The organism is uncultured Marinobacter sp., assembly GCF_947259545.1.
In the GTDB taxonomy this organism is placed as follows: domain Bacteria; phylum Pseudomonadota; class Gammaproteobacteria; order Pseudomonadales; family Oleiphilaceae; genus Marinobacter.
Genome location: NZ_CAMYMK010000008.1, coordinates 585,113 through 601,955 on the forward strand (window position 1 = coordinate 585,113; position 16,843 = coordinate 601,955).

General features: G+C 57.7%; 16 protein-coding genes. 10 read left to right on the plus strand and 6 right to left on the minus strand.

The window, feature by feature from the left end:
- Positions 1 to 18: 18 nt before the first annotated feature.
- The 3 genes from Q0Y21_RS14345 to Q0Y21_RS14355 form a co-directional block, all read right to left on the minus strand.
- The gene (locus Q0Y21_RS14345; RefSeq protein WP_297796856.1) at positions 19 to 1,665 is read right to left on the minus strand and encodes a FecR domain-containing protein; all 1,647 of its coding nucleotides are present in this window, start codon (positions 1,663 to 1,665) and stop codon (positions 19 to 21) included.
- A 1-nt stretch (position 1,666) separates the two neighbouring features.
- Entirely contained in the window at positions 1,667 to 2,392 is a 726-nt protein-coding gene (locus Q0Y21_RS14350; protein ID WP_297796859.1) for a response regulator transcription factor, read from the minus strand.
- Between the two features lie 124 nt (positions 2,393 to 2,516).
- On the minus strand, positions 2,517 to 4,685 hold the full coding sequence (locus tag Q0Y21_RS14355; RefSeq protein WP_297796862.1) for a DNA topoisomerase III: 2,169 nt from the start codon (positions 4,683 to 4,685) through the stop codon (positions 2,517 to 2,519).
- Between the two features lie 116 nt (positions 4,686 to 4,801).
- Here Q0Y21_RS14355 and Q0Y21_RS14360 point away from each other — a divergent pair, with 116 nt between their 5' ends.
- The gene (locus Q0Y21_RS14360; RefSeq protein WP_297796865.1) at positions 4,802 to 5,146 is read left to right on the plus strand and encodes a BolA/IbaG family iron-sulfur metabolism protein; all 345 of its coding nucleotides are present in this window, start codon (positions 4,802 to 4,804) and stop codon (positions 5,144 to 5,146) included.
- A complete protein-coding gene (locus tag Q0Y21_RS14365) occupies positions 5,143 to 5,766 on the plus strand; it encodes an L-threonylcarbamoyladenylate synthase (protein ID WP_297796868.1) in 624 nt (207 codons plus the stop codon). Before Q0Y21_RS14360 ends, Q0Y21_RS14365 begins: the two co-directional genes overlap by 4 nt.
- Before the next feature lie 48 nt (positions 5,767 to 5,814).
- Here Q0Y21_RS14365 and Q0Y21_RS14370 read toward each other — a convergent pair whose 3' ends face one another.
- Positions 5,815 to 6,477: a hypothetical protein gene (locus Q0Y21_RS14370; protein ID WP_297796871.1), complete on the minus strand. Its 663-nt coding sequence runs from the start codon at positions 6,475 to 6,477 to the stop codon at positions 5,815 to 5,817.
- 176 nt (positions 6,478 to 6,653) lie between these two features.
- On the opposite strand from Q0Y21_RS14370, the gene Q0Y21_RS14375 reads away from it, so the two are divergent.
- The 3 genes from Q0Y21_RS14375 (at position 6,654) to Q0Y21_RS14385 (ending at position 11,599) form a co-directional block, all read left to right on the plus strand.
- Complete coding sequence (locus Q0Y21_RS14375) at positions 6,654 to 7,805, plus strand: DNA repair exonuclease (RefSeq protein WP_297796874.1); 1,152 nt, start codon at positions 6,654 to 6,656, stop codon at positions 7,803 to 7,805.
- The gene (locus tag Q0Y21_RS14380) at positions 7,802 to 10,444 is read left to right on the plus strand and encodes an AAA family ATPase (protein ID WP_297796877.1); all 2,643 of its coding nucleotides are present in this window, start codon (positions 7,802 to 7,804) and stop codon (positions 10,442 to 10,444) included. The genes Q0Y21_RS14375 and Q0Y21_RS14380 overlap by 4 nt, the downstream gene beginning before the upstream one ends.
- 198 nt (positions 10,445 to 10,642) lie before the next feature.
- Complete coding sequence (locus Q0Y21_RS14385; protein WP_297796880.1) at positions 10,643 to 11,599, plus strand: hypothetical protein; 957 nt, start codon at positions 10,643 to 10,645, stop codon at positions 11,597 to 11,599.
- 95 nt (positions 11,600 to 11,694) lie between these two features.
- Here the strand turns inward: Q0Y21_RS14385 and Q0Y21_RS14390 are convergent, their stop codons facing one another.
- Both Q0Y21_RS14390 and Q0Y21_RS14395 read right to left on the minus strand, forming a co-directional pair.
- Positions 11,695 to 12,228 carry a hypothetical protein gene (locus tag Q0Y21_RS14390; RefSeq protein ID WP_297796883.1) on the minus strand — a complete coding sequence of 178 codons (534 nt, stop codon included), beginning with the start codon at positions 12,226 to 12,228 and terminating at the stop codon, positions 11,695 to 11,697.
- Positions 12,229 to 12,360: 132 nt separating this feature from the next.
- Positions 12,361 to 13,035, minus strand: a complete 675-nt coding sequence (locus Q0Y21_RS14395) for a hypothetical protein (RefSeq protein WP_297796886.1) — start codon at positions 13,033 to 13,035, stop codon at positions 12,361 to 12,363.
- A 39-nt stretch (positions 13,036 to 13,074) separates the two neighbouring features.
- On the opposite strand from Q0Y21_RS14395, the gene Q0Y21_RS14400 reads away from it, so the two are divergent.
- The 5 genes from Q0Y21_RS14400 to Q0Y21_RS14420 all read left to right on the plus strand — a co-directional run bounded on the left by Q0Y21_RS14400 (position 13,075) and on the right by Q0Y21_RS14420 (position 16,805).
- Positions 13,075 to 13,608 carry a hypothetical protein gene (locus tag Q0Y21_RS14400; RefSeq protein ID WP_297796889.1) on the plus strand — a complete coding sequence of 178 codons (534 nt, stop codon included), beginning with the start codon at positions 13,075 to 13,077 and terminating at the stop codon, positions 13,606 to 13,608.
- 68 nt (positions 13,609 to 13,676) lie between these two features.
- Positions 13,677 to 14,408: a HupE/UreJ family protein gene (locus Q0Y21_RS14405; protein WP_297796892.1), complete on the plus strand. Its 732-nt coding sequence runs from the start codon at positions 13,677 to 13,679 to the stop codon at positions 14,406 to 14,408.
- Between the two features lie 11 nt (positions 14,409 to 14,419).
- A complete protein-coding gene (locus tag Q0Y21_RS14410; RefSeq protein WP_297796894.1) occupies positions 14,420 to 15,019 on the plus strand; it encodes a hypothetical protein in 600 nt (199 codons plus the stop codon).
- A 29-nt stretch (positions 15,020 to 15,048) separates the two neighbouring features.
- Entirely contained in the window at positions 15,049 to 15,396 is a 348-nt protein-coding gene (locus tag Q0Y21_RS14415) for a DUF6488 family protein (protein WP_297796897.1), read from the plus strand.
- Between the two features lie 104 nt (positions 15,397 to 15,500).
- Positions 15,501 to 16,805 (plus strand): MFS transporter, encoded by a 1,305-nt coding sequence (locus tag Q0Y21_RS14420; protein ID WP_297796900.1) that lies wholly within the window; start codon positions 15,501 to 15,503, stop codon positions 16,803 to 16,805.
- Positions 16,806 to 16,843: the final 38 nt, after the last annotated feature.

Consider the following 16,843-nt stretch of genomic DNA (forward strand, 5'->3'; position numbering starts at 1 on the left):
ATCTATAAGTAAGTTGGACTATTCCAAATACAATTCCCTCCCTGGTCCCCAGCGACTTGCCAGTGGGCCATCAGAAAGAGCTTTCAGGCGCACAAAATACCGCCTTCCGGGAATCAGGCGCAAGGCTGCTGTTGTTTCAGACAGCGTAGCCTCTTTAATAATATTGGAAAAACCGGGCTCTTCCGAGAGCTGTAGGCGATAGTCGGAGGCGGTATCCACTTTCTCCCAGAATACACGAACTTGGCTGTCGACGTAGTTTACGCTGATAATCCTGACCGGCGGTAAGGTGCCGTTGACGGTGAATTCCCGCGGTTCACTGGTCGCCACCGAGTTGCCCCCGGCCTCACTGACCACCCGCCAATAATAGGTGCCAGGTGTCAGAGGTCTGGAGGGGAGCGCCCGGGTGTCCGGTGCCCATTCGCTGGTAGCGACCAGGCGCCGGAATGTGTCGTCCTCGGCAATTTCTATGCGGGCCACTTCGTTGCTGCCCGTCAGTTGCCAACGGAACTCGGGCAGGTCGTCGTTCACAGTGGCCCCCGCTTCGGGCGCCAGTAACTCCGCAGCCCGGGCTGTGAGATCCACCTCGACCTCAAGTACGCCGGGCATACCCGCTACACCACGAGTATTCAGTGCAGCAAGGTGGATTTCGTAAGTGCCATTGTCCAGCAGGCTGAGATTGTAGCGGGTGCCGTTAACCCTGCGACTCTCCACCCAGCGACCGGAATCTGCTTCAAAAATATCAATCCGGTGGCCACTGGCACGGCTGGGTTGCCAGCTCATTTCCGTTGGCAGGCTGGTGATCTGTGGTGGCAGCGGGTTCAGGTCAGGCGCTGGTGGCAGCCGGTGGATGCTCAGACTGCCGCCGACCGCTGTGGAAACGCTGGCGCTGTATCCTGCCGGAATATTCCGGGTCTTTCCCCGGGGGCCAAAATTAACTGTCCCCTCGGTAACCTGGAGGTCGGTGGTGCCTGGTCCCGCCTGCAAGGCAAAAACGGTGCCGCGCACGGCGGCGACGGCAGAGGGTGTTTCAATTTCAAAGCGGGCCCCGCCTTCAAGGACAGGCTTGACCTTGGTGTGCACCTCACCGTGGTCGAGACGTAACCTGGTGTCGACCATTCCCGACTTTCCATACTGGGTCAGGCGGTTAAAAATCAGGCGGGAGTCCGGTGAGATGCGTACCTGCGAGCCATCAGCAAGCTCAACGGTGGCACTGCCAGAGCCGGAAATGATTTCATCGCCCACTCGAACCAGGGTGTCGGCTGTCAGAGAGCGCTTCCTGCCATCCTGGCCGGAGATATGCTGGACCTGGCCGGATACGGTCACAACCCGCGCAGGGTCGGGCTGACGCTGTAGCCAGGACAAGGGAATTCGCAATGTGTCGCCTTCGCCAATCGCGGCAGCGTTGTTGATGTTATTGTACTGAAGCAGTCGATTGGCGCGGACTGTGCTGGATAGCAATGCATTGGCCACCTCGCCAAAGCTCTCGCCCGGACGCAGAGTGTAAAGCCATTCGGGCGTGGCACTGGTTTCCGGGCCCTGACCGGCCAGAGCAAGAGAGCCGCGAGTGATGGGCAGTTCAGCTTGCACGGGTACAGCAAGTACCAGACATGCCAGCGCTGACACAGCCGTGTGCCTTGTCAACAGGCGGGCGAGACGGTACGTCATGTCAGGCCTGGTCCGATACCGGCGCCGTGTCTTCGGTGGCATTGGCGGTCATCGCCTCGAGCCGGTAACCACGCTGATAAATGGTCTTGATGCGGAAACCATTCTCCGGGTTAAGGCCCAGTCGCCGGCGAAGCCGGCTCATGTGGGTGTCCACGGTGCGGGTGTTGATGTCCCGGGCCAGCCCCCAGACACGCTCCAGCAGCATTTCACGGGTCAGCAGGCGCCCCTGGTTCTGGAACAGGAACAGTGTCAGATCAAAGTCCTTGTCGGTGAGGGTCAACAGTTCGCCGTGCAGGATGATTGAGCGCTGCTGGGTATTGATTTCGAACGGGCCGTACCGAAGCACTTCTTTCTCGTTGTCCGGATTGGTGCGGCGGGCCAGGGCATTGATCCGCGCAACCAGCTCCGCTTCCCGTGCCGGTTTGGAGAGGTAGTCGTCTGCGCCCGCGTCCAGGGCGCGAACGATATCAGTTTCGCTGTCCCGTTGGGTCAGGAAGACAACGGGAATCGGCCAGTTGAGCTGGGCCCGCACGTTCTCGAGTACATCGATTCCGGTCATGTCAGGGATCTGCCAGTCGAGAATGAGCAGATCGTAGCTGCGGTGCAACACCGCGCTCAGGAAGGACTGCCCGGACGGAAAGCTGTCACAGTAGTGCCCACGCTCTGAAAGAATGGACTGAATGTGCTGTGCCTGTTCATGTTCGTCTTCAAGCAGAGCGATACGCATCTGGCGTCTCCTGAAATAGCCTGTTCACTATGTTGAGTTTGTTCTCGTTTTTTTCGTTATGAACAAATGGCAATGTTAGATTTCCGGCTCATTATCACAGAAGACCAACGGGTCTTCAGTATCGTTATGTAGTATTGCGTAAACGAACGGCCGGTATTCCATTGTCATCGTTAACTGTTTGTCGGCAGGCAGGAAAATTACTGCAGCCCCAGAACCAGCCCTTTTTCCCTTTGCGTCGAACCAACGGTGAGAAACAATGAGGGCAGGGTACGGGTTTCTGGCTGGTACCGTCGGCAGGTGCCGTGTCCTCCAGCGGGCGTGTACCGTTGCAATCCGGGAAGCGGGTGCAGGCCCAGAACCGACCGAACTTGCCCTCCCGTTCACGCATGGGCGTTCGGCATTTCGGGCAGTGGGGCGAGGCTGGCAGATCGGTTTCTGTTTCTCCCGGTTTGCCCATGGGGGCGTTGACGAAGCCCCGGATCTGTTCTTTCAGATCCTCCAGGAATTTTCTCGGGTCACCTTCCCCGCGCCGGATGGTTTCCAGTGTGGCTTCCCAGAGCGCGGTCATGTCCGGTTTGCTGACGGTCTCCGGCAGCGCGCCAATCAGCGCCTTACCCTTGCCTGTGGCCTTGATGTGGCGACTGTCGCGGTACAGGTAGTCGCGCTTGAACAGGGTGTCGATGATCGCCGCGCGGGTTGCCTCCGTGCCCAGGCCATCGGTTTCACGCAGGGTTTTGCGTAACTCGGCATCGGTAACAAAACGGGCGATGTTGGTCATCGCGGACAGCAGCGTGGCGTCCGTGAAGTGTTGGGGCGGCTGGGTTTTCCGCTCTTTGATGTTGGTGTGGTCGCAGAGAACCGGCTCGCCGTTCTCCAGTCGTGGCAACGGTGCCTTCTGCGGCTCCTGCCGGCCTTCCCGGAGCCGAATCTCCAGGGCCTTCCAGCCCGGTGTCAGTACAGCGGTTTCCGTGGCGCGGAAACGATGTTCGCCAATGGTGACGGTCAATCGGCCTTCCCGGTGAACCGCGTCGGCGCTGAACTGCATCAGGTAGTACCGGCTGATCAGCCCGTAGATTTTTTCTTCCGCCGCAGTCAGTTTGCCATTCGCAGCCGATCGGCTGGTCGGAATGATGGCGTGGTGGGCGTCAACCTGTTTGTCGTTCCAGGCGGCAGTGCGTCGCGAGAGATCAGCCTGCTCACTGGCTGGAGCCAGTTCGGGGGCCACCTTGCTGATCGCGCGCACCACGCTTTCCCGCTGCCCGTAATGACCCTCCGGCAGGTACCGGCAATCGGACCGGGGATAGGTGATCAGCTGATGTCGCTCGTACAGGCTCTGGGCAGTATCCAGTACGTCCTTGGCGCCCATGCGGAACAATCGGCCGGCTTCAATCTGCAGGGCGGAGAGTGACAGTGGGAGTGGGGGCGCTTCATTGCGGTCGCGGAAGCGGGATTCTGTAATGCGCCCCGGTCGGCCTTCCACGGCAGCGGCAATTTGCTCGGCGGTGGCCTTGTCGAGCAGTCTGTCTTCTTCATCCAGATGTTCACGAAACGCTTCATCTGCCAGCCAGCGGGCAGTGAATGGCGCTGGATCACAGTCCGCTTCCAGCCCGTGGCAGGTCGCTTCAATGCGGTAGTAGGGCTTGGGCTCAAAGCTCTCAATGGTGTTGTCACGCTCCACCACCAGCCCAAGTACTGGCGTTTGTACCCGCCCCACAGAATAGACACCCTGCTGGCCCTGCTGCTGGTAACTGAGGGTATAGAAGCGGGTCAGGTTGATGCCGTACAACCAGTCGGCCCGTTGTCGGGCCAGTGCCGAGTGCGACAGGCGGCGATAGTCGCGATTGTCTTTCGGCGACTGGATAGCTTTGGCAACGGCTGCGGGTGTCAGGTCGTTAATGAGTATCCGCTGGACCGGACAGGTGGCACCGAAATAGCGGATCACTTCGTCGACCAGTAACTGGCCTTCACGGTCGGGGTCGCCGGCGTGAAAGATCGTATCTGCCTGGCGAATCAGGGATTCCAGCACCTTGAGCTGCTGGCGAACGCTGTCCTTGGGGGTAACTTCCCAACGTTCGGGCACCAGGGGCAGGTCATCCTGCCGCCACTTTTTCCAGTGCGGGTTGTACTGCGCCGGTTCAGCCGGTTCCAGCAGGTGCCCGATACACCAGCTGACCGTGACCGCCTCGTCGCCCTGGCCACAGCGAATCCAGCCCGGACCTTTCTGGTGCGGGGCGGGCAGGGCGGCGGCAATGGCGCGGCCCAGACTGGGTTTTTCGGCGATATACAGTTGCATGGTTTCGGGTGCGTTCGGATTGGGAGGGGAAGATGGCCTTTTGGCATGGGTGTGTCAAGGTTCTTGCCCTCTGTAGTATGCTGCGGGTTATGGAAAGTTAAGGAGTTACAACGGTTATGAAGATTCAGAACGCAATCGAGGAAAAACTGTCACGGGCTTTTGATGTGAGCCACCTGCAGGTGGAAAACGAAAGCCACAAGCATAGTGTGCCGCCGAACTCCGAAACCCACTTCAAGGTGACCCTGGTGTCATCGGATTTTGACGGTCAGATGAAGGTAAAAAGACACCAGGCGATCTACAAGGTATTGGCGGATGAGCTGGCGGGTGAGGTTCATGCGCTGGCCTTGCATCTATACTCTCCCCAGGAGTGGGCGGATTCCGGCCAGTCGGCGCCGGAGTCTCCGAATTGTATGGGCGGCTCCAAAAAGGATCCGGCCATGACGTCAGGAGAGAGTCAATGAGCCAGTATTTCCAGATTCACCCGGAAACACCGCAAAAGCGTCTGATCAAGCAGGCAGGGGACATTCTTCGCAATGGTGGGGTAATCGTTTATCCCACGGATTCAGCCTATGCCATTGGCTGTCACCTCGGAGACAAGCAGGCGGCGGACCGCATCAAGAGGATTCGCAGGCTGGACGACAAGCACAATTTCACGCTGGTGTGCCGTGACCTGTCGGACATTGGTGTATACGCCAAAGTGGGCAACACCCAGTACCGGTTGCTCAAGACCTTCACGCCGGGCCCCTACACCTTTATTCTGGATGCCACCAGCGAAGTGCCGCGCCGGCTGCTGCATCCCAAGCGTCGCACTATCGGGCTGCGGGTGCCGGATAACGCCATTGTCCAGGAGTTACTGGGCGAGCTGGGTGAGCCGATCATGAGCAGCACCCTGATCCTGCCGGGGGAAACCGACCCCATGACGGATCCCAATGAGATCCGGGAAGTCCTCGAACACGAGCTTGATCTGATTATTGATGGTGGTTTTTGTGGTCTGGAGGCGACAACGGTGGTGAACATGACCGATGACGTGCCTGAGGTCACCCGGACGGGTAAAGGCGATCCGGCGCCGTTCCAGGTTTAACCTGTTCAAAGTAGGGCCAGGCACCGGCCCTACTTGTATCCGACCGCGTCAGGCGCGGGTATTGAAGCTGAATGCGTAGTGTTTCCGCTGGCCAGCGGCTTCCATCTGTTCGGCACCAACGGATTTACGTAGGGTGTCGTACCGGTGTACCAGATCCTGAAGGCCGTTGAACTGCTGGTTATCACTGACCATGGTGTCCAGCAGCGAGTTGTTGACGCCATAGGCTCTGTTCAGTTTGAGGGCGTTGTCCACGAAGTGCAGGGTTGGCTCATTCACGCTCAGGCGATTGAAAGCTTCACGAAAACCCTTGTTGTGGTTTAAATCCTGCTCAATTTTTCCGCGTTTTGCCTCGGGCAGCTTGCCGTCTACCTGAATACTTCCATTGTCGTCCCTGGCCACATTGATGGCGGTTGCCGGATGCATTCCGTACTCGGCAAGTTTGTGCCGCAGGGTTTCTTTTACAAAGGCAAGGTCCTGCCCCACGGTTTGTTTGTAGTCGGTGACTGACAGCTTCTTTGATTTCAGAGTCGCCAGATCCGGACTTTCCAGTGTGGATCGGGTGAACCTGTCATCCGTTGGCGATGCCGGTTGCTCCGGAGCCGCCGGGGCAGAGGGTTTTCCCGCACTTTTTTCACCGGCTGCCTCAGGGCGTTTTTCCAACGCGGTCTGGAATTGGGTGCTGGCTTTGATCAGTGATGTAAGCAGCGACACGGTTGACTTCCTCCCATCGTCACGGGTGGGCTGTGACAAAATTCGAACGTATGAGAGGGTGTCTGCACAAATCGGGCCAATCGCGTCATAGGGGCCAGCGGCAGAACGGTTCACTAACCCGCCATTTGAACGTAGAGTTAGCAGCCTGGTTCGTTGATCCGCTGAAAAGGAATGTCATGCCCCGTTTTCTTCATACCGCAGACTGGCAGATGGGCCGCTATTACAGCCGCTTTGATAACGATGACGCAGTGGCGCTGGCAGAAGTCCGCTATACCGCCATTGAGCGACTGGCCCAACTGGCCAGCGATGAGCGATGCGATGCGGTGCTGGTGGCGGGGGACGTATTCGATGCCCAGACCGTGGCGGATCGGACCATTCGCCGGGTTTTTAACGCCATGTCCGGTTTTTCCGGTCCCTGGGTGATGCTGCCCGGTAACCACGACGCCGCCCTGGCAGAAAGTGTGTGGACCCGCGCCCGGCGCCTGAATGCGGTGCCCGACAACGTCCACCTGGCCCTGGAGCCGGGGGTTGTTGAGCTCAAAGCGCAGGGGCTGGCTGTTCTGGCTGCCCCTCTGACCCAGCGGCATACCCACAGCGACCTGACCGAGAACTTTGATCATCTGGATACGCCTCCGGAATTGCTGCGTGTGGGGCTGGCTCACGGCAGTGTCCAGGGTTTGCTGGCGGAGGATATCGATTCGGCCAACCCGATTGCCGCCGACCGGGCTGAAAAAGCAAAGCTGGATTATCTCGCCCTGGGTGACTGGCATGGTGTCAAACAGATCAACGCTCGCACCTGGTACAGCGGCACCCCGGAACCGGAGCGATTTCGCAATAACGAGGCTGGCGTGGCGTTGGTGGTGGACATTGCCCGGCCGGGGGCGGAACCGGACGTCAGCCGTCATCGCGTTGGCCAGTTCGAGTGGGTCCAGTGGCGCGAACACCTCAGTGTGGCCACGGATCTGGATGAATTGTTGCAGAGACTGGAAGATCTGCCTGCGCCGGCGGTGGTCGATTTACGGCTGTCTGGTGAAGTGGACCTGGCAGGGGAGCAGAAACTTCTCCACGCCCTGTCGGTGGCCGAGGCCCGGCATCGGAGTGTGCAGTGTGATCGCAGCCAGTTGGCGCTTCAGCCTACCGATGAAGATATTGCCGAACTCAATGCCGATGGCTATCTGGGGGAGGTTATTGGTGAGTTGAGGGAACAACAGGGAAACGCCGATGACGAAAAGGCCGCCACATCGAGGGACGCTCTGGCGATTCTGACCAGTCTGTTGCGGGATCGCATCGAACCGGCGTTCGAGAATGCCGGGGAGGTCCAGTCATGAAACTCCAGCGCCTTCGCATTGAACAGTTGCGACAATTCCGGCAGCCCCTCGAGTTGAACGAGCTGGGGCCCGGCCTCAACCTTATTCATGGCCCCAATGAGTCGGGCAAAAGTACCCTGGTGCGGGCCATTCGTGCGGCCTTCTTTGAACGCCACAGATCCAGCAGTGTGGATGACCTGAGACCCTGGGGGGATTCATCGGCAGCGCCATCCGTGGAACTGGATTTTCAATGCCAGGGCGCACAGTGGCAGCTCCGGAAGCGCTTCCTGCAACAGAAGCGATGCGATCTCCAGGTAGCCGGCGACAGTTACTCCGGGGAAGAAGCGGAGGACAAGCTGGCGGACCTGTTGGGCTTCCAGTTCGCCTCCCGGGGTGCCAGCCAGGACAAGCACTGGGGGATTCCGGGCCTGCTATGGGTGGAGCAGGGCAGCGGACAGAATGTTCACGATGCCGTTGCCTACGCCGGTGATCACCTGAAATCGGCCCTGAACAGCCTCCTGGGAGAAGTGGCCAGCAGCGGCGGAGACGATGTTATCCAACAGGTGCAAAGCCAGCGTGCCGAATTGCTGACAGCCACCGGTAAGCCCCGGGGTGACTACGCCCGTTTGGGCGAGGAACAAAGCCAACTGGCCGCCGAACTGAAGGCACTGGACGAGCGGGTGACGCACTATCAGTCCATGGTCGACCGGTTAGGCGAGTTGCGCCAGCGCTATCAGCGTAATGAGCAGGAACGGCCATGGGAAGCCGCACGCCAGAGCCAGCGCGAGGCGGAAAACCGCTTCCGCGAGATTGAACAGTGGCAACAGGAACAGAAACGGGAACAGCAGGCACTGGATGATTGCCGGCAGACGCTCGACCTTCTGCGGCGGCAACAGCAGCAATCGCAAGTTGCGGCCCGTAAGCTGACCGAACGTGAGCAGACGCTGGCACACTGCAAAGAAACCGTGAATACCCTGAAGACCAGGGAAGAGCAGGTGACCGTTGCCCAACAACAGGCCCGTAAGGCTTACGACAAGGCCCGCCAGCAGGTGAGGGTGGCAAAGGAGCAGGAACAGCGTAACCGCCTGGACAACGATATCAAACAGTTGCAGGTTCAACTGGAAACGCTCGGTAAAAACCTGGAGAAGGCCCGCGCCCATCAGGTGGAGCTTCAGGAAACCCGCAACCAGCAGCAGGCCAACCCACTTGACCTGGAGGCGCTGGAAGCCCTGCGGAAGACGCAGCACCAACTGGAGCAGGAGCGGGTTCGATCACAGACCATCGCGACCCGGCTGCACTACGTCCTGGAGAGTGGCCAGGCGTTGACGCTGAATGGTCAGTCCCTCCAGGGAGAAGGAGACAAGCTGTTACTGGAAGCCACCACCCTGGCATTACCCGGTATAGGCGAGCTGACCATTACCCCGGGCGGCGACGACCTCGCCCGGGTTCAGCGCCAGCTGGAGCGATTGCAGGAGAGTTACGACAATCAGCTCAAGTCGATGAAGGTCGATTCCCCCGAGCAGGCAGGAAAACTGGCCGAGCAACAGGCGCAACGCAAGGAAACCATCCAGCGCCTTGAGGCGTTGCTGGCTTCCATTGCTCCCCAGGGTGTGGACGTATTGGAGAGCCAGAAACAGGAGCTTATCAGACGGCTGGAACAGCTTCAGTCGGAGCAGAAAGCCTTGTCGGGGATTCCGGGGGAGCCGTTGTCCCTGACCAGCACGGAAGCAGCACTGGAACTGGCGGAACAGCAATTACGGGAGGCCGATGGCAACCTCCAGGAGCACAGCAAGCAACTGTTTGCCGCCACCCAGGCACTGGAGAACGCGCAGGCTGAATGGCAGCAGCTGAAAGGTGAACTGGAAAACCCGGAACGACAGGCTGCAGAGCGGTCCCTCCAAACCCAAATTGCCGAAACCGGGGAGCGGGAGACAAGGCTGCAACAGTCCGTCAACAAGCGTCAGGAGCAGATTGACGAGGCTCGCCCGGAACTGCTGCAGCAGGATATGGCTCGCTTCAAGGCCAGTGCCGAACAGCTGGAACGCAGCCACCAACAGGAAGCCCTGGAGCTGACCAGTCTCGAGAGCAAACTGGAAAGCCAGGGGGCTGAAGGGCTGGAGGAGCAACGGGAAGAGGTGGCTGCACGGCTGGAGCACGTGAATCGCCGCTATACCGAGTTGCATCGACGCGCCGAGGCGCTGAATTTGCTGCTTACTCTCCTGCAGGAAAAGCGTCAGGCGCTGACCCGTCGGCTCCAGGCACCGCTGCAAAAACACCTGAATCACTACCTGGGCGTGCTGTTCCCAAAGGCAGACCTGGATGTAGACGACAACCTGATGCCCGGCCAGTTGACCCGCACCGGCCAGCAGGGGCCGGAAACCGGAGACGTCCTGGAACTGAGCTTCGGGGCGAGGGAGCAGATGGGGCTGATCAGCCGTCTGGCCTACGCGGATTTGCTGCGGGAAGCCGGCCGCCCGACCCTGATCATCCTCGACGATACTCTGGTGCACAGTGATCGCCAGCGCCTGGATCAGATGAAGCGCATTCTGTTCGACGCAGCCAGCCGGCATCAGGTGTTGCTGTTCACCTGCCACCCGGAAAACTGGCAGGATCTGGGCGTGGCGCCCCGGGATCTCGAGGCATTGAAGACCGCAGATTAAATAATCGTCAAATCTTGCAAAATTTTGCCGGACATTTGTTGCATAGACTACTCTTTGAGCAGGTGTATCGAATATGTAACAGGTGGCGCTTCGGTGGTCCACCCGTTAATGAGTGAGTTCAGGAAGACGCGAAAGGAAGTCAGGTGAACCAGGGTGTTCTCCTGTTCGCGCCGGCCTAAATAAAAGGGAGTATTTGCTGTGGTCAAAACAACAACTGTCGGAATTCTGGCAATCGCATCCGTATCCGTTTGGGGCTTAACCGCTTGTGGCGGCGGAGGCGGTGGCAGTAGCAGTAGCAATGATGAAACGCCAACCGAAAAACCTTCCAGCGCCTCCATTGAGGAAGATCCGGGTGGTTACGCCGAGAAACAGGTAAGCATCAGCAGCCAGACAGAGACTGACGCAATCCTCGTTTTGTACGAGGATGCTGAGAATGCCTATCTGCTGGCAGAGCAAGTGGACAATGCCGTTTCCTCTCGGTCACCCTCCAATGTCTCCGGCAATGAGCTGACGTACGACTGTGACAACAATGGTACCGTTGTTATCACAGTGAACAGTGACGATGTCAGCGACGATGAGCGCTGGCGGTTCAATAATTGCGAGTTGAGCACGCCGACCTTCGGGAGTATTGTCCTCAACGGCGATTATTCCTACGTCAACGAAGTGATGAGCAATGGCAATGCCGGCTTTCAGGTCTTTAATTTGACCGGGACCGTCATCTCGTCTGGCGACGACATTGTCGCCAAGGGGCTGGATGAGTGGGAGATCGTTGACAGTGGTGGCGTGCGCACTGAAACCTACCGGACCGACGCGCTGGAATTCATCCTCGGAAATGACTACTTCGCCATCGCCAATGCAGTGACCACGCTGGAGGCAGATAGTTCCGGTGTGGATATCTCGCTTGAGTCCAAACTCATAGGGTCAGCCCTTGGTGGATATATTAATATCTCCACACAAAAATCCGTTTTCGTGGCTTCCGGTGAGAATTGCCCGCAAAGCGGTATTGTCAAACTGGGGGGAGACGGTGGCACATTTGCCGAGATCCGCTACGGCGACGATATGAACGGTACCGGTGGCCCCGATGATGAGGCTGTGGTGGAGATAAATAGCAGTAATCAAGTGTTTTACCAGACCTGTGATGACCTGATTTTCTAACAGGTAACTTGCATTGCGGGCGGAAAAGATAACTTCCGCCCGCGCTTCTTCCTGGTAACTTCCGGGGTAAACTGGTCAGAATCCCGATTCGTGAATCAGAGGGTTTGCACCGAGTTAACATTCCGGGATTGGAGAAGCGATCTTGCCTCCTGAAGCTGCTGTGCGCTGGAAGCGTGAACCGCCACAACATATTTGCCCTTGCGCAAGGCAGATTGCGCTTTGATCAGGTAGGGGGTGTGATCTGGTCGAATCGTAACCGCCCCAGCCATCAAAAGCCCAACAATCAAGCCGAGGGCTGCAAACACGGAAGCGGCGACCACGCCGTTCTGTGCGACAAGGGCCAGTCCAGAGGCGCTCATAACGAGAAACAGGAGAAATCCCAGGGCGGCCCCGCCGATCCCCAGGCCGATATGGGAGCGTACCAGTGTGTGCCATATGCCCTGATCTTCAGGCTCCAGTCCCTCGCCCGGGTGCCTATCAGAGGGCCTGAGAACGGTGACCTGTTCTTTCGCCAGACTTGTGCTGTCACACAGGGATTTTGCCATCCCCCTGGCGTCCGTCTCTGTCTCAAAGACTGCGGCCACTTTGTGGTCTTCGTGCTCTCCGGTCAGACTCATTGAGGATTTCATCGGAATACCTCCTGAGTATCTCAGCGGATTGACGGGGCACTTTGGAGCTTTGCCCCACACATACCAATCTACAACTTATAAACCTGTATTTCGAATGACGGTATGGCAATGTGGCACCACCGATACACAGGTTTACCAGGCCAGCCAGATTACGTGACGTGCACCCTTTCCGGGGCGCAGGGCACGCACCGTAACCGGCTCCACTGAAAAGCCGGCACGACGGAGTCTTTCGGTAAAGGCGTGCTCGGGGCCGGCGGACCAATAGGCCAGGATGCCATCCGGGCGCAGAGATTGCTGGGCGGCGGCAATGCCGGCGGGCGAATAAATCCAGTTGTTCTCTTTGCGGGTCAGTCCTTCCGGCCCGTTGTCCACATCCAGCAGGATGGCGTCCCAGTCGCCATCGCCGCTTCTGAGTAATTCCGCCACATCGCCAATATGAACGCTGGCCCTCGAATCGTTCAACGGATACCCGGCCGCAGCCCCCAGCGGTCCCCGGTTCCACGCCTCCACCTCGGGCACCAGCTCAGCTACCGTTACCCGGGCATCGTCGCCCAGAGCTGACAGCGCCGCTGCCAGTGTAAATCCCATACCGAGCCCGCCGATCAACACACGGGGTTCGGGTTGCCCGGCGATGCGCTCACAGGCAAGGGTAGCCAGGGCATCCTCGGAGCCGTGTATCCGGCTGTTCATCAGCTCGCCGGTGGTACCGGCAATCTTGATAGAGAATTCATCGTTGCGTTGCAGCAGACGCAACTGGGTTCCCTTGCCGGGAATGGTGGCGGTGCCGATTTCGTTAAAGCGGGCCATTGCGGTTCCGGTTGGCGGATTGGGGGTGCATCATAACTCATGGATGCTTGCATAGGTTATGTCTTTGGCCGCCTGATCCGTGCCGAACGAGGTAACAACGTATTTGCCTTGTGTCGCAAATGCATACTTTTGCAATACGCGAAGAGTTTGGATAATCTGCCAATCTCTATTCAGATGCAGATGAGAGATGATGTGTTTCTGAGCCAAGCCCAATTCACTACCAGCAAAGGCATCCTGACGGTCACTGTGCTGTCATTGATGATTCTTTTTCGTGGTGCGTGGGCCTTCGACCAGAACGTTCATGAGGCGTCACAGAGCCTTTCTCTTGCCGAGTTCGCTGAAAATCATGGTCACTTTCACCCCTCCTCCCTTGATCATCTCCATGTCTATACTGCCGAGATGACAGACTGGGATCATTTGCTGCTACATGCACTCAGCGCGTTTGATAACCATGTGCCTTTGAAACTGGCCGTGGTGCGATCTCCTTCCGGGCAAGATCAGCCCGAGTTGCAAAACACGCCATCACCTCTTCCCGAGCAGGCGTTCTCGGTGTATCGCCCTCCAAAAGCCTGAATTCGCTCCCTGATTTTGGCGTTTCAACGCCATTCACAAGTTTTAGTTCATAATTCGGAGATAACCGAATGAATTCTATGTCGTTATTGCGTTTTTCGAACGCAGGTGCAGGTGTGCGTGGTTTGTTGCTTTTTGTGGCAACCTTCGCTTACGTGCTGTTTTCCCCTCTGCTCTTTGCCCATGGCGTCGAAGAGGGCGATGCCTTGTTCATTGAGCAAGTCACCGGGGCACAATGGTTGCCCTTTATCTATCTCGGTGCCAAACACATGGTGACCGGTTATGACCACCTGCTGTTCCTGGCGGGGGTTATTTTCTTTTTGTACCGCATGAAGGATGTGGGTATCTATGTGACCCTGTTTGCCGTGGGGCACAGCGTTACCCTCCTGTATGGCGTGCTCAGCGAAACTCATGTCAATGCTTACATGGTTGACGCCATCATCGGTTTTTCTGTTGTCTACAAGGCCATGGATAATCTGGGCGCTTTTCGGCGCTGGTTCGGGGTTCAGCCCAATACCAAAGTTGCCGTTCTCGTCTTCGGGTTCTTTCATGGCTTTGGTCTGGCCACAAAGCTTCAGGACTTTACGCTGTCAGAGGATGGGCTGGTGGCCAACATTCTCGCGTTCAATGTCGGAGTTGAGATTGGTCAGCTGATGGCTCTGGGCGTGATTCTGATTGCCATGAATTTCTGGCGCAGAACCGATGTCTTTCCTCGTCAGGCCTTTGCCGCCAATGTCCTTTTAATGAGTGCCGGTTTCATGCTGATGGGGTATCAGTTGACTGGCCTGTATACCGTTTCCTGAGGAGACAGATCATGCAAGACATTTCAGATATGGATCGCGAAGGGCTTCCTTCCTCAAAGAGTTTGTTCAAAGCAACCGGCATTGCCGCCCTGATCGGCACGGCTGTTTTGGTCACAACGATTTTACCTGCCGAGTATGGGATTGATCCGACCGGCCTTGGCCAGAAGATGGGTCTCACCATGCTCAGCCAGGCGAATGCAGCAGAGTTATCATCTCCGGAGCCTGCTGCGCCTTCTGCCAACAACTTGCTGGCGCTTCCTGCAGGCCCTGTATGGAAAACCTCGGGCAAGCTGAGTTCCGATAGCACGACGGTGACCCTTAAACCGGATGAAGGGCTGGAGGTGAAAGCCACGATGAACGCCGGTGACCGCATGGTATTTAACTGGGCTTCAGAAGGCGGGCCGGTGAACTTTGACATGCACGGTGAACGTTTTAATGACGGAGACAATTTCACCAGTTACTGGCAGGGACGCAATGAGCTTAATGCAAGTGGTGCTTTTGAGGCGCCATTTGACGGTACCCATGGCTGGTATTGGCGGAATCGTGGTGACGAAACAGTCACTATTGTTCTCCAGACCAGTGGGTTCTACGACAATATCAGCAAGAAATAATCAATCGATCATCACTTAGGAGTTATTCCATGAAAAAGTTTATCCAGGCGCTCACAGCCATCATTGTTTTTTCATCCGCGGGCCAGGCTCTTGCCGGTGCCGGTCATAGCCACGGAGTATCCGAGCCCATTTCCAAAGAACAGGCAGTGCAGAGAGCTTCATTGATCAAGCAGCAACTGGTTACCTCGCAGCAGATCTCCTCCACATGGACAGAGGTCGCTGGAGGCAACACCGAGCAGCGCTCTACCGCGGGAGGAAACCTGTGGGTGGTGGAGTACGCCAATCCCAAGGCGGAAGATGATAATAAGGGCAAGCTGTTCGTGTTCCTGGATGAGTTTGGTAACCCGGTGGGTGCCAACCACTCCGGCGATCTCTAAGACTGCTAGAAAACGGTAGGAGGTACGCTATCCATAGGGTAGCGCACCTCCCCTGCATGTTGTTGATGGAGCAGTTGCCCGATGCTTCCAGTTCCGGATAGACCATGCTCGAAATCCTGAAACACCGCACCTATCGCCATTTGTTCCTGGCCCAGGTAGTGGCCCTGTTGGGAACCGGATTGGCTACCGTGGCGTTGAGCCTTCTGGCGTTTGATCTGACAGGTAGCGACGCCGGCCAGGTTGTGGGTACAGCGATGGCGATAAAGATGGTCGCCTACGTGGTGATCGCACCGCTGGCCTCTGCATTGGCTGAGAGTGTGTCTCGCCGGGTGATGCTGGTGTCGCTGGACCTGGTGCGTGCGGCAACCGCGTTAGCACTTCCCTTTGTTAACGAAGTCTGGGAGGTGTATGTGCTGATTGCATTACTCCAGTCTGCGTCCGCTGCCTTCACCCCCACGTTTCAGTCAACCATTCCGGATACGCTGTCGGACGAGGAGGAGTATACCCGGGCCTTGTCCCTTTCCCGCCTTGCCTATGATCTGGAAAATCTTGTCAGCCCGGCTCTGGCGGCTGTGTTGTTGCTGGTCACTAGTTGGCATGGTCTGTTTTCGGGAACCGTTATAGGATTCATAGCGTCGGCGCTGTTGGTGGTTTCGGTGGCTTTGCCGTCGAGTACTGCATCTGGAAAACGTCGGGGTGTGTACGAGCGCGCCCGGCGGGGATTCACAATCTTTCGGGCAACGCCCCGCTTGCGTGGTTTGATGGCATTGAACCTTGTTGTCAGCCTGGCGGGCGCCATGGTGATAGTGAACACAGTGGTACTGGTTCAGGGTCAGTTCGGCCTGACTGACCAACACACCGCGATGGCTTTTGCCGCATTTGGTGGTGGTTCCATGCTGGCAGCACTGGCATTGCCTGCGTTGCTCAAGCGGTGGCAGGATCGCGGGGTCATGCTGACAGGAGCGGGCGTACTTATTTCTGGTTTGGTCCTTGCGCTGCCTGCCAGTAATCTGGCCTGGTTGCTCCCGGTCTGGGCCTGGCTTGGTGTTGGCTTTTCAACCGTCCAAACGCCCATAGGCAGGCTGCTGACCAGGTCGTCCCATGCAGAAGACCGTCCTGCCTTATTTGCTGCCCAGTTTTCGTTATCTCACGCTGGCTGGCTTGTTGCCTATCCGCTGGCAGGGTGGCTGGGATCTGTGGCGGGCATCCAGATTACCCTGATCGTCCTGGCGGTTCTCGCCCTGGCGTCCTTGATCCCGGCAGTACGAATGTGGCCGGCTGATGACCCGATCGAGATCCTGCACCATCATGATGACCTGCCGGCTGATCACCCCCATACAGCAACATCGGGATCCCGGCATTCCCACCACTACATCATTGACGAGCTGCACCCGAGGTGGCCGGGATAGGTGTGTCGGAATTCGTGATAATGGGGTTTTTGGATGTT

Coding starts and splice junctions, on each gene's coding strand:
- Q0Y21_RS14345 (WP_297796856.1), bottom strand. CDS start 1,665: ATGACGTACCGTCTCGCCCGCCTGTTGACAAGGCACACGGCTGTGTCA.
- Q0Y21_RS14350 (WP_297796859.1), bottom strand. CDS start 2,392: ATGCGTATCGCTCTGCTTGAAGACGAACATGAACAGGCACAGCACATT.
- Q0Y21_RS14355 (WP_297796862.1), bottom strand. CDS start 4,685: ATGCAACTGTATATCGCCGAAAAACCCAGTCTGGGCCGCGCCATTGCC.
- Q0Y21_RS14360 (WP_297796865.1), top strand. CDS start 4,802: ATGAAGATTCAGAACGCAATCGAGGAAAAACTGTCACGGGCTTTTGAT.
- Q0Y21_RS14365 (WP_297796868.1), top strand. CDS start 5,143: ATGAGCCAGTATTTCCAGATTCACCCGGAAACACCGCAAAAGCGTCTG.
- Q0Y21_RS14375 (WP_297796874.1), top strand. CDS start 6,654: ATGCCCCGTTTTCTTCATACCGCAGACTGGCAGATGGGCCGCTATTAC.
- Q0Y21_RS14380 (WP_297796877.1), top strand. CDS start 7,802: ATGAAACTCCAGCGCCTTCGCATTGAACAGTTGCGACAATTCCGGCAG.
- Q0Y21_RS14390 (WP_297796883.1), bottom strand. CDS start 12,228: ATGAAATCCTCAATGAGTCTGACCGGAGAGCACGAAGACCACAAAGTG.
- Q0Y21_RS14395 (WP_297796886.1), bottom strand. CDS start 13,035: ATGGCCCGCTTTAACGAAATCGGCACCGCCACCATTCCCGGCAAGGGA.
- Q0Y21_RS14400 (WP_297796889.1), top strand. CDS start 13,075: ATGGATGCTTGCATAGGTTATGTCTTTGGCCGCCTGATCCGTGCCGAA.
- Q0Y21_RS14405 (WP_297796892.1), top strand. CDS start 13,677: ATGAATTCTATGTCGTTATTGCGTTTTTCGAACGCAGGTGCAGGTGTG.
- Q0Y21_RS14410 (WP_297796894.1), top strand. CDS start 14,420: ATGCAAGACATTTCAGATATGGATCGCGAAGGGCTTCCTTCCTCAAAG.
- Q0Y21_RS14415 (WP_297796897.1), top strand. CDS start 15,049: ATGAAAAAGTTTATCCAGGCGCTCACAGCCATCATTGTTTTTTCATCC.
- Q0Y21_RS14420 (WP_297796900.1), top strand. CDS start 15,501: ATGCTCGAAATCCTGAAACACCGCACCTATCGCCATTTGTTCCTGGCC.